Annotated in this window: 10 protein-coding genes and 3 tRNA genes; 5 read left to right on the forward strand and 8 right to left on the reverse strand. The window is 36.9% G+C overall.

What is annotated here, in order from left to right; all coding sequences use genetic code 11:
- Positions 1-11 precede the first annotated feature (11 nt).
- Positions 12-1,499: a magnesium transporter MgtE N-terminal domain-containing protein gene (locus HUB95_RS00310; protein WP_209452423.1), complete on the reverse strand. Its 1,488-nt coding sequence runs from the start codon at positions 1,497-1,499 to the stop codon at positions 12-14.
- A 213-nt stretch (positions 1,500-1,712) separates the two neighbouring features.
- Positions 1,713-1,788 (reverse strand) — tRNA-Ala (locus HUB95_RS00315).
- Positions 1,789-2,115: 327 nt separating this feature from the next.
- Between HUB95_RS00315 and HUB95_RS00320 the strand changes: the two genes are divergently transcribed.
- Positions 2,116-2,188 (forward strand) — tRNA-Lys (locus HUB95_RS00320).
- A gap of 19 nt (positions 2,189-2,207) precedes the next feature.
- Positions 2,208-3,470 (forward strand): NADH-quinone oxidoreductase subunit NuoF, encoded by a 1,263-nt coding sequence (gene nuoF, locus HUB95_RS00325; protein WP_015589304.1) that lies wholly within the window; start codon positions 2,208-2,210, stop codon positions 3,468-3,470.
- 28 nt (positions 3,471-3,498) lie between these two features.
- On the opposite strand, the gene infC is transcribed toward nuoF, so the two are convergent.
- From infC to nuoI, 4 genes are all read right to left on the reverse strand, one after another.
- Positions 3,499-4,017: a translation initiation factor IF-3 gene (infC, locus tag HUB95_RS00330; protein ID WP_015589305.1), complete on the reverse strand. Its 519-nt coding sequence runs from the start codon at positions 4,015-4,017 to the stop codon at positions 3,499-3,501.
- 12 nt (positions 4,018-4,029) lie between these two features.
- The gene (thrS, locus tag HUB95_RS00335) at positions 4,030-5,931 is read right to left on the reverse strand and encodes a threonine--tRNA ligase (protein ID WP_141456657.1); all 1,902 of its coding nucleotides are present in this window, start codon (positions 5,929-5,931) and stop codon (positions 4,030-4,032) included.
- Positions 5,928-6,143 carry a hypothetical protein gene (locus tag HUB95_RS00340; RefSeq protein WP_209452545.1) on the reverse strand — a complete coding sequence of 72 codons (216 nt, stop codon included), beginning with the start codon at positions 6,141-6,143 and terminating at the stop codon, positions 5,928-5,930. Before HUB95_RS00340 ends, thrS begins: the two co-directional genes overlap by 4 nt.
- 115 nt (positions 6,144-6,258) lie before the next feature.
- Positions 6,259-6,741 (reverse strand): NADH-quinone oxidoreductase subunit NuoI, encoded by a 483-nt coding sequence (gene nuoI / locus HUB95_RS00345; RefSeq protein ID WP_041573606.1) that lies wholly within the window; start codon positions 6,739-6,741, stop codon positions 6,259-6,261.
- A 222-nt stretch (positions 6,742-6,963) separates the two neighbouring features.
- Between nuoI and mnmE the strand changes: the two genes are divergently transcribed.
- From mnmE to HUB95_RS00360, 3 genes are all read left to right on the forward strand, one after another.
- Positions 6,964-8,292, forward strand: a complete 1,329-nt coding sequence (gene mnmE / locus HUB95_RS00350; RefSeq protein ID WP_209452424.1) for a tRNA uridine-5-carboxymethylaminomethyl(34) synthesis GTPase MnmE — start codon at positions 6,964-6,966, stop codon at positions 8,290-8,292.
- Between the two features lie 47 nt (positions 8,293-8,339).
- Positions 8,340-8,427 (forward strand) — tRNA-Ser (locus HUB95_RS00355).
- Between the two features lie 168 nt (positions 8,428-8,595).
- Positions 8,596-9,612, forward strand: a complete 1,017-nt coding sequence (locus tag HUB95_RS00360; RefSeq protein WP_209452425.1) for an NAD(P)/FAD-dependent oxidoreductase — start codon at positions 8,596-8,598, stop codon at positions 9,610-9,612.
- Positions 9,613-10,415: 803 nt separating this feature from the next.
- Here HUB95_RS00360 and HUB95_RS00365 read toward each other — a convergent pair.
- Entirely contained in the window at positions 10,416-11,372 is a 957-nt protein-coding gene (locus HUB95_RS00365; RefSeq protein WP_209452426.1) for a beta-ketoacyl-ACP synthase III, read from the reverse strand.
- Positions 11,365-12,402, reverse strand: coding sequence for a phosphate acyltransferase PlsX (gene plsX, locus HUB95_RS00370; protein WP_015589311.1), 1,038 nt, complete (start codon positions 12,400-12,402; stop codon positions 11,365-11,367). Before plsX ends, HUB95_RS00365 begins: the two co-directional genes overlap by 8 nt.
- Between the last annotated feature and the right edge of the window lie 8 nt (positions 12,403-12,410).

The raw sequence follows: 12,410 nt of genomic DNA on the forward strand, positions 1-12,410 counted from the left end.
CCAAGTTCGCACTAAACATCTATTACTGTAAATTCAGTATTAGTATCTTGAAAGACGTAAGGTGATAGATGTGCATTATCCCAATTTGCTTCACTTTGCTCAGGAAGCATCTGGTCAATCTTATCCATAAGCTCTCCTATCTTTCCATTTTGCTCTTCAAGTTTCTCTTTTAATGCATCAATAATAGCTTTAGACTGATCCTTACTGCCGAGATCACCAATCACAGCTGTCACTTTCTCATAAGGCAGTTTGTGAATGATATCTTTAAGCTCTTCTGCACCCACGTTATCCAAAAGTTCCTTAAACTGCTCATTAGACATATTGCGAGCAAAAGCTTGAAGTTTTTCTGGGCTGTTAGCTAAAGACTTAATGATAATCTGGATCCTATTAGAATCAGTTAAATCCTGAGCAATTATGCCAAGTTTATCATGATCAAGCTTATTAACTAAGTCTTTCAGTTGGTCTTCTTGCAGACTATTTACTAAAGCTTTCAACTGGTCACCTTCTAATTCTTTAGAAAGTATTGTCAAGTGGTGCTCAGCCAAGTCTTTTGCAAGCACTGTAAATTGTTCGTCATTTAAAGTTTTAATAAGTGCTTTGAACTGATCCATTTTTAAGTGAGGTAAAATTTCTTTTACTTGCTCTGGATTTAAGTCTCTAACTAGAGCTTCAAGCTGAGCATCATTTAAAATAGGAACAATTATTTGTAACTTTTCTGGATTTAGTTCCTGAGCAAGAGTTTGTAATTGGTGATTGGTTAGATGATCCACTAAAGCTTGGAGTTGTTCATCTGTTAAGTTCTTTGCTAAGGTCTGTAGTTGGCTTGAGCTCAGTTCAGGAATTATTTTTTGCAGTTGCTCGTTACTAAGAGTATTGGTAAGAGTTTTTAGTTGGTCGTCTGTTAGGCCCTGAATAAAAACTTTGGTAAACGTGCTTGATAGCAACAGTAGCACATCTCTTATATGTCTCTCACCGTAGTATAACATAATGTCTTGTAATACCTCATTGTCAGGTGAATCGATTATATTTCCTGCCTCGTCTGAAAAATAATATTTATTGTTGCCAGTATCTGAATCTTCCCATGTTACATATTTGTATTCCAATTTTTTTGATTTAATAGAACTGCTACACATAGTTTTGAAAGGCTGCACAAGTTCTCTTGTATATGATAACTTAGCCAACTCATTACCGTAATATACAAATGTATGGTTACTTTTTACATAATCTAAGTTAGAATCACTTTTATAATCTTTGGCTACCAGATTTCCTTCATTTTCTTCCTCCAGACATATGTAACTGTCTAGGCAAGAACTGCCGCAAAGTTTTATAGGTAATAAGCCTAGTGCTACATCGTTTTTATCATCCAGCGATACAAGCTCAACTTTTTTAATAGACATTGTAGGATCATAACCTTCAGGCCACTTTATCAATTTAGTCGGGGTTTTTCTAAACACCTCTTTTCCAGGTACCATCTTAAAAACATGCTTTTTTCCACTCATAGGCGTTACCAATAAATTAATTGTTAGTATTCTAACATTTATTGATTAATTTACTGTTAAGTTGGTATATATTACAATTGTAATAACCAACATTACTTGTGTAGAGAAAAGTTACGAAAAGAAATAGGGATTTTCAGGGAAGTAGTATAAAATCCTCATAGATTAAAATAAGCTGCTTTGACAGGTTTTGTGGCGGCTAGAGCTAATATAGACTGGTGGAGGCAAGCGGGATCGAACCGCTGACCTTCTGCGTGCAAAACAGATGCTCTACCAGCTGAGCTATACCCCCAGGTAATTCTTGCTTAAAGCATAAATCACTCAGGCTGAAATGCAAGAAATATTTATCTGTTAGGCTATTGCTAAATAGTGCACAAATTCTGCAGTTATGTACAATTCTCTATCTTTTTGTCTTCTCAGATTTTTACATCACACTATAAGCTTTGCCAAATGAATCTGTGAATTGAAAATTAACAAGAAGTTTTCCTTTAAAAATTTTTTAACTAAATTATCACTAACGCAGTATATTATATAATTTATTTAACCACACATGAAAATTTTAGTTTGATTAAAATGGATAAAAACTGTATTGATGTTTAGTATAGCTGAAAAATGAAATGATCCCGTAGCTCAGCCGGTAGAGCAACTGACTTTTAATCAGTGGGTCACGCGTTCGAATCGCGTCGGGATCACTCACAAATTTTGAAAAACATGCTAAAAGAACAAGACAAAATATTCACCAACCTAAATGGTAAAGAAACTCCACTACTTGAGGGTGCAAAAAAACGTGGTAGCTGGCAAAAAACAAAGGAGTTACTAGATTTAGGATCAGAAAAAATCATTGATGAAGTAAAGAAATCTGGTTTGAGAGGTCGAGGAGGTGCAGGATTTTCTACCGGCCTTAAGTGGAGCTTTATGCCCAAAAATCTTCCAAAAAAACAACCAACATATTTAGTAGTCAATGCAGATGAGTCAGAACCTGGTACATGTAAAGATAGAGATATATTGCGATATGAGCCACATAAGTTACTTGAGGGAATTCTCCTGGCCGGCAGAGCGATCAGCGCATCAGTTGCATATATTTATATCAGGGGTGAATTTTATAATGAATATTTAGTTCTAAAAAAGGCACTTGAGGAAGCCTATAAAGAAGGTTTAATTGGAAAAAATGCCTGCAAATCAGGCTATGATCTTGATGTGTTTATCCATAGGGGTGCAGGAGCTTACATATGTGGAGAAGAAACAGCTCAACTTGAATCAATTGAAGGAAAAAAGGGCTTTCCTCGCATGAAACCTCCATTTCCTGCAGGTGTTGGACTTTTTGGCTGCCCAACTACAATAAACAACGTTGAAACTATAGCCATGGTTCCAGATATTCTGAATCGCGGAGGAGAATGGTTTGCATCTCTTGGTAAACCAAATAATACTGGTACCAAGGTCTTTTGTATTTCAGGGCACGTAAACAACCCGTGTAATGTTGAAGAAGAGCTCGGAATTCCATTACGTGAATTGATTGAAAAATACGCAGGTGGAGTGCGAGGGGGTTGGGATAATTTACTTGCTGTAATACCTGGTGGGTCTTCAGTGCCATTAATTCCAAAATCTATATGCGATACTATTGAAATGGATTTTGATTCATTAAGAACTGCACAATCAGGGCTTGGTACTGCTGCTGTAATAGTGATGGATAAATCAACTGATATAATAGCTGCAATAGAGAGGTTATCACACTTTTATATGCATGAGTCCTGTGGGCAATGCACACCATGCCGTGAAGGTACTGGATGGATGTGGAGGATTATGAAGAGGATGGTGGCAGGAGATATTAAACCTGATGAAATAGATAAGCTGCTTGACCTTACAACTCAAATAGAAGGACATACAATTTGCGCGCTTGGCGATGCTGCAGCTTGGCCGATTCAAGGATTAATAAGACATTTTCGCCATGTTATCAAAGAGAGAGCGATAGTTTAACTCTACTTATACTTCTTAAGCCGTCTTGCTACTTAGCAACCAGAGCTAAAAAATATTGATTCCCTTCCCTTTTAGGTGCTAATTCTACCTTTGCGATATCTTCAGTGTCTCTAATTAGCCGTTCTAATTTTTCCAATCCAACTTCAGTGTTTATAAGCTCTCTGCCCTTAAATCTCATTGTAACTTTGATTTTATGTCCGTGGGCAAGTAAGTCTCTTGCTTGACGCAATTTTGTTCCGTAATCGTGATCACCAATATTGGGACCCAGTTTAATTTCTTTTATAGTTAATGTTTTTTGTTTCTTTTTTGCTTCACTTGCTTTCTTTTTTATATCATACTTTTGTTTGCTATAATCCAGTATTTTACATACTGGAGGAGTTGAATCAGGTGCAATTTCTACCAAGTCTAAACCAACACCCTGTGCAAGTTCCAAAGCTCGTTCTATTAGCACGATTCCTACCATTTCACCACTGTGATCAACTAAGCGTACCTCCTTAGCTGTGATGAATCCATTAATTCTGTTTTTATTGTTCTTTTTAACTTGCAAACTTTAACTCCCTTAATTCAAATTAATACTTTTTAACAGCGATTCATTAGCCTTTTCCAAAGAAAAAGACTCCTGTCTTTCCGATCCTAAATTTCTCACTGACACAGTTTTACTTGTAACTTCATTTTTGCCTACAATCCACAATATAGGAACCTTGTTTAGACTATGCAAACGTATCTTATAACTAATTTTTTCATTGGTCAAATCAGTCTTGACTCTCACACCTTGTTCTTTTAATACATTGCTGATTTCTGTGGCGTAACCGTCAGCCTCATTTGTAATGGTCAGAATAGCAAGTTGCGTTGGAGCAAGCCAAACTGGAAATTTTCCTGCATAATTTTCTATCAAAATTCCAATAAAACGCTCAAAAGTCCCAAGAATTGCCCTATGTAGCATAACAGGGTGATGCTTGTGTCCATCTGCCCCTATATAAAAAGCTCCCAGACGTTCTGGTAAAATGAAATCAACTTGCAATGTTCCACATTGCCAGCTTCTGCCTATTGCATCTTTTAAAACAAACTCTAGCTTTGGACCATAAAATGCACCTTCACCAGGATTAAGTTTATAACTCAAGCCCGCTTCTTTAACGGCTTCAAGCAGCGCTTTTTCAGCTCTATCCCATACTTCATCATTACCTGCTCTAATACCTGGACGGTCTGAAAATTTCACAGAAATTTCATTGAACCCAAGCTCTGAATATACTTCTTTTAAAAGGTCACAAAACTTTATAGTCTCAGAATTCACTTGTTCTTCCATACAAAAAATGTGTGCATCGTCTTGCGTAAAACCACGCACTCGCATCAGTCCGTGCAATGAGCCTGAGCTTTCATTTCTATGGCATGTGCCAAACTCTGCCATACGTATTGGTAAATCACGATAGCTTCTGGTGTGAGAATTAAAAATCTGCACATGACAAGGACAATTCATGGGTTTTATTGCTAGCTTTTTGCTTTCAGATTCATCAACAATAAACATATTTTCACGAAACTTATCCCAATGTCCAGATTTTTCCCACAGCTCTTTGCTTACTAAAATAGGAGTTTTTACCTCAAAATAGCCATTATTTATTAGCTTCTTTCTGATGTAAGACTCAAGAACATTATATAGAATATATCCTTGTTCATGCCAAAAAACCTGCCCAACAGCTTCCTCTTGGATGTGAAATAAATCCATATCCTTGGCAATTTTGCGGTGATCACGTTTCTCTGCTTCTTTGAGACACTCAAGATAAGCGTTTAATTCATCCTTATTTCTCCATGCTGTGCCATATATTCGCTGCAACATTGGGCCCTTTGCATCACCTCGCCAGTATGCACCCGCTACTTTCATAAGTTTAAACGCTTTAACTCTGCCGGTTGATGGTGAGTGCGGACCACGACATAGGTCAATAAAATCACCTTGCCTATAAACAGTTAGGTTTTCACCCTCTGGTATGGATGAGATAATATCAACCTTATATTTTTCGCCTATACCACTAAAGAAATCAATTGCCTGCTTGCGAGTCCAAACTTCTCGAACAAATCTGTGGTTACTTTTTACAATCTCTTTCATTTTCTTTTCTATTGCGGTAAGATCGTCCGTAGTGAAGGTACGATCTGTAGCAAAATCATAGTAAAAACCGTCCTGAATTGTTGGACCGATAGTAATCTGAGTATTAGGAAATAGCTCTTTCACTGCCTGCGCCATTATATGAGCAGCATCATGCCTTATTATATCTAAACCCGCTTCGTCACTCAGTTGTATTACCTCTATCTCTGTATCAGATTCAATTTCACGTGAGAGATCATATAACTCACCATTTACTTTCAATGCAACTGCTTCCTTTAAAACATTCGGCTGTAGTATATCAAAGCCAGTGACTTTACCACTGTATTCTTTTACTTTTTGTTCGGTTGAGAAAGTAATCCTAATCATTTATCGACCCTTTTGTCTAACCCTCTCTTTGTCATCCCAGTGCGTGACACTGGGATCCATCTTATTTTTATAATGGAAATTAGTTTAATGTATGCTCCTAAAATCTGTTGTCCATTGCACAATTTGCAAATATTTTTATACCTGGATCCCAGTGTCAAGCACTGGGATGACACCTTTGTGTTTGAGGCAAAACAGGCCATAACATTTAACATACTGCCCTCGCAAACAAATGTTCGTACAGTTGTGTATCAGCTACTTGGATGACACCACCCCTAGTGGGCACTGCCCCTAAATCATAATGGATAACAGGGTTATAAGCTCTGAACATTAATAATAAGGTCTATTCTTTTTTAACCTGAGTGCAATTGCGTCTTCCCAAATTTCACCATTACGCAATAACTTTTCTTTATTGTACATTAGCTCCTCTCTCGTTTCAGTAGCAAATTCAAAGTTAGGACCCTCCACAATTGCATCAACTGGACATGCCTCTTGGCAAAGCCCGCAGTATATGCATTTTGTCATGTCAATATCATAGCGTGTGGTGCGACGACTACCGTCTTCTCTTTCCTCTGCTTCAATAACTATTGCTTGAGCAGGGCAGATAACTTCGCATAATTTACAAGCTATGCACCGTTCTTCACCGTTTGGATACCTACGCAACGCATGCTCACCACGAAACCTTGGACTTAAAGGGCCCTTCTCCATAGGATATCTTAACGTAACCTTTGGTTTGAACATATATTTCAATGTAATAGCAAACCCTTTGATTAACTCTGCAAAAGACCAATACCAAGCTAATTTCTTGAGCATAAAATATTTAAAACTTGTGTCAGTCATTATAAATCATATTATCAGTTTTCAAAATAAATATTTTCACCTGGGTGACTTTTACAGCTTTTCTATATAATACATTCACTAGTATGATAGTACTGCATTAATATAAACTAGCAAGATAGATAAAAATTTTGAATATTTTCAAATTAGGTATTTTGGTTTCTTAAGTGTAATATTGCTAAGTAGTTTATATAAATAATGACAAACACAAATGAAACTATTTTCGCTTTGTCGACCGTATTTGGTAAGTCAGGAGTTGCAGTAATCAGAATTTCAGGCAATTACGCGCTTAAAGCTTTAAATCATTTTCATATTAAGAAAGAAATTAAACCAAGATTTGCTACTTTAGTTGATCTATATGATGATTTCAATCAATTGATAGATAATGGAATAATCATCTATTTCCCTGCTCCAAACAGTTTCACTGGCGAGAATGTTATAGAGTTACAAGTGCATGGAAGTAAGGCAGTCATAAAAATCATCTTGGAGGAATTATCAAAAATTTTCGTTATGGCCAGGCCTGGAGAATTCTCACTTAGGGCTTTTCTAAATGGTAAATTTGACTTAACTCAAATAGAAGGAATTGCAGACTTAATTGACGCTGAGACGAAAATGCAAGCTAAACAAGCGATTAAGCAGATATCAGGAGAATTGGAGAGACTATACAGCAATTGGAGGCAAAGATTGATAACGATACAATCCAAAATCGAAGCACATATAGACTTTCCAGAGGACATTTGGGCAGAAAAAAGTGAGTTGGAAAAAATTAATAATGAAGTGCAATCTCTCGTGCGATTGATACAAGAGCATTTAAATGATAATAGACGGGGCGAAAGGTTGCGTGAGGGTTTACATATTGTAATAACTGGTAAACCAAATGTCGGTAAATCAACTCTGTTTAATTTCTTAGCCAAGCGTGATATTGCTATTGTTTCTGAATATGCAGGCACAACAAGAGATATACTTGAAGCTCATATTGACATTGGCGGATACCCAATCATTCTCTCTGATACTGCTGGAATTCGTGAGAGTTCAGATCCAATAGAATCAGAAGGTATAAGTCGAGCGAAAAAGAGGTCTTTTGAAGCTGATTTAAGAATAGAACTATTTCCTTTTGAACAGCGTCATAATATCAATTGCAACGTTGTAAATAGCGATACTATTTATGTATTGAGCAAAGCTGACGATGTTATCAATAATCACAATATAAAAATTAATGGCATAGATCTTTTACCCATTTCTATTCTAAAGGAAATAGGTACAAACAAATTGATCTCTCTCATAAAAGAGAAGGCAGAGGAAAAATTTGGGCATGATAGAGACACCCCTGTAATCACTCGGCAAAGACATAGGAATCACATGAAGAAAGCACTGGAACATTTACAACGTTTTAATATCGATAATCCAATTGAGTTGATATCTGAAGATTTGAGGCTTGCTGCATTTGAACTTGGTGCGGTGATTGGAATTATTGATGTTGAGGAAATATTGAGTAGTGTGTTTAGCAACTTTTGCGTGGGCAAGTAAAGCTTTTATAGATTGCTTAAAATCAAATGTTGTGATAGAAAAGAAATGGACGGATGGCCGAGCGGTTTAAGGCACCAGTCTTGAAAACTGACGTACGTGATGAGCGTACCATGGGTTCGAATCCCATTCCGTCCGCACAGCATCTCGCTATGCTAGCTGATTTTTAGAGCTTATTTGGACTATGTGGTTCATAACGCTGGAAATCTTGTCTAATCTAGCCACATCTTTTAAAAATACATCCCTTTGTAAATTGACCTTGTTAGCAAAGAAAGCTAATATCTATAAATAGATCACCATCTGAATATGAAAACCGATATAGTAATAATAGGTGCAGGACCTGTTGGAATATTCACTGCTTTTCAAGCGGGAATGCTTGATATGAAATGTCATATAATAGATGTTTTGGATCAAGCAGGAGGACAATGCACAGCTCTTTACCCAGAAAAGCCAATATATGATATACCTGGTTATCCTGTAATTACTGCCCAAAAATTAATTGAGCAGCTAATGGAGCAAGCTTCGCCATTTAAGCCTATTTACCATTTAAGTCAAAAAGTAGAAAAGATTTCGAATAACTGCGATCAAAGCTTTATTATCATAACTAATACAGGTACAGAGGTAAAATGCAAAGCCGTTATTGTTGCTGCAGGTAACGGAATGTTTGAACCTAACTGTCCGCCCTTGAATGGTATATTAGAATATGAAAATAAATCTGTATTTTACAGTGTAAATAAAATTTCTGATTTTCAGGATAAAACTATAGTCATTGCAGGGGGGGGTGATTCTGCGGCTGATTGGACTGTAGAACTTTCTAAAGTTGCGAAGAAAATTTATGTGATACATAGGAGAAAGGAATTTCGCTGCACTCCTGAAACTAGAAATAAATTAGAATCACTTGAAAGTGATGGAAAGATAGAACTGGTAGTGCCATATCAATTACACGAACTAGCAGGAGGTAATGGGCAATTGAGCACAGTGATAGTAAAAAACATTGCCTCTAAGGAAGAAAAAGAAATATCCGCTGATTTTTTGCTGCCATTTTTTGGATTGTCAATGAATCTTGGTCCAATAAACAATTGGGGTATACAGTTAGAACATAGCCGCATAGTTGTCGACCCAGCTACACTTAAAACCAGTAGAGATAGGATATATGCAATCGGAGATATAGCTATTTATTCAGGCAAACTAAAGTTAATATTAAGTGGTTTTGCTGAGAGTGCCATGGCTTGTCATGACATATACAAAGTAATCCACAATTCTCCAGTCAATTTTCAATACTCGACTTCGAAGGGAATTCACGGGAAAGAAAAACTTCCTTGACAAACCTCGCCAGCTCCCTTATCATGAAACTGAAGCTATTGTATTTGCTTTCGCCAATCTGCAGATTAAAAGGTAAGGATTACTTAATGTATCGGCGTCTTATGTTCAATTTTTTGCAGTATATAGATACTGTATGTCTTTACAAAACTTCATCTACATCTAGATTTTTATCTAAATAAGCTGAACGCGCTTATAAAGCGTTACAAGACATCAAAAAATGCCAATACTCGACAGAGATAGTAAAAGACTAGCTAACTCGGGGATTCTTTGTCTTTTTTTCTGCTTAGTAAATTTCTTAAACATTTGCAGCGTAAGTTAGTTGCAATTAAAAGCAGCTAAATCTTGCTTGTCAAGCGTTTAAAACATAAAAAACGCCAATATTTTAAAGCGGATAATAACCCCAGGGCTTCTTTTGCCTTTTTTTTCGTTTGGTAAATTTCTTAATGTTTATGGCTAAACGACAACCGTCATCCCGCTACGTGTTAGCGGGATCTATGTTAAGGTATAGTAGGGGATCTATGTTAAGAGATACCGCGAATGAATCGCGGTATGACGGTGTAGATGATGGTTAAGTAATTCGTCATCCCGCTGCTTGTTAGCGGGATCTAGAGATACCGCGAATGAATCGCGGTATGACGTAGGACTGCTGTCATTCCAGTGCTCCTTTTTTTGTCATCCGAGTAGCTGACACTGGGATCCAGGAAACTTAACTTTACACCAGGTGAATGTACAATAAGAACTGGATTCCAGACTGGAATGACACCGAAGGGGCTACTGGGATGACAGGAGGTAATGCAGGAAGTCTAATAGTGCAGCAACACGGAACCCCAGGTCAGGCCTGCACCTATTGAAATCAGCAGTACCAGATTTCCTGATTTTATTTTTGATTCTTGTATTGCATAGTCTAAGGCCAGTGGAATTGATGCCGATGAGGTGTTTGCATGCTTATCAACGGTATTAATCACTTTCTCTATAGGAAAATCTAATTTCTTTACTACTGCTTCAATAATACGAATGTTTGCTTGATGGGGAATTAACCAGTCAATATCAGTGATTTTCAAATTATTGCATTTCAGAGTTTCCTCTACTGAGGCTGTTAACTTATCCACTGCATGTTTAAACACTTCTCTTCCATTCATGCATATTTTTCCAGAATCACCAGTAGAGGATACCCCTCCGTTCGTACATAGTATGTCCACATTGCCGTCAGAGTATAAGTTTGTTGATATGATGCCGCTTCTACCCATTTCTGATTTCATCACCACTGCACCAGCACCATCACCAAAGAGTACACAAGTTGACCTATCTTCCCAATCAACAATCCTAGACATTATTTCAGCACCTATAACCAATGCATATTTAATTCTATTGTTAGATTTTATGAGCGAATCAGCAACTGTAACTGCATATATAAAACCAGAGCATGCTGCTTGTACATCAAAAGCAAATGCGTTTTTACATTTTAACTTACTTTGTACAATCGTTGCACAGCTAGGAAAAGTTTTATCAGGAGTTGTTGTAGCAACTATAATCAAGTCAATTTCATCTACTGAAATTTTAGCTTTTTCTATAGCACTTTTTGCTGCATTTACAGCTAGATCTGACGTTAGTTCTCCTTCATCTGCTATATGCCTTTGAACTATTCCTGTTCTCTGCCTTATCCATTCATCGCTCGTCTCAACTATCGATGCAATTTCGTTGTTACTCAACATTTTTCTTGGTAGGTAAGATCCAGTGCTTAATATGAAACTTTTATTCAATATGACTTACCCCGTTAATTATCTTTTGATTTAAATTTTCACTAATTGCATTTACTGCAAATTTTATGGCATGGGCAAAAGAAATAGCATCAGAATTTCCATGACTTTTAATGATGATACCATTCAGCCCTAAAAACATAGCTCCACTTCTAATTTTGGGATTAAAACGCGTTAAAGCTTTATTTAGTTTGGATTTTAACAATATACCAACAAGCATTTTCGCTATCCACGAATTGAATACTTCCTGCTTTATTAGATTGATAAAGGTACTAGCGGTTGCCTCAGCCGTTTTGAGCATTACATTGCCAACAAAACCATCAGCAACAATCACATCTATACTACCCTCTAAAAATTCACTTGCCTCTATATACCCTTTGAAATTAATGCCTGGAGCGTTTTTAAGCAACTCAAAAGCGCCGCGCACTGAGTCATTACCTTTAACTTCTTCTGTGCCGATATTTAGCAAAGCAACTTCAGGATTGTCAATTTTTAATGCTATTTTTGCAAATATACTACCCATTAACGCAAATTGAAATAATGAGTCGGCATTACAATCAACATTTGCACCAAGGTCAAGCAAAGCGAAGCTTTTTGTCTTAGTTGGACAGATAGAGGCAATAGCAGGACGATAAATGTTTGGTAATGTTCCTAAAATAAATCTGGAAATTGCCATCAATGCTCCGGTGTTGCCTGAAGACACCACTCCGAAAGCTTTACCTTTTTTTACTGCCTCAATGGCAGCTTTCATACTTGAGTCTTTACGATGCCTCAGTGCAAAAGATGGCTTATCATTTGCAAGAACATTGTCAGAACAATGAGTAAACTCAGAATTGTTACTTACTTTTTTGTATTTTGAAAGCAAAGGAGATACTTCTTCCTTATCTCCATAAATATGAAAAAAAACTTTAATGCCTGGGTCAACAAGGTTGTCTAAAAAAAAACCAGCACCATGAATTACGGAAAGAGGCGCAAAATCGCCCCCCATAGCGTCAAGTGCAATAACTATATTATTATTGACCGTAGGTAACATATCATAAT

Source organism: Wolbachia endosymbiont of Ceratosolen solmsi, from assembly GCF_017869155.1.
GTDB classification, from domain to species: domain Bacteria; phylum Pseudomonadota; class Alphaproteobacteria; order Rickettsiales; family Anaplasmataceae; genus Wolbachia; species Wolbachia pipientis.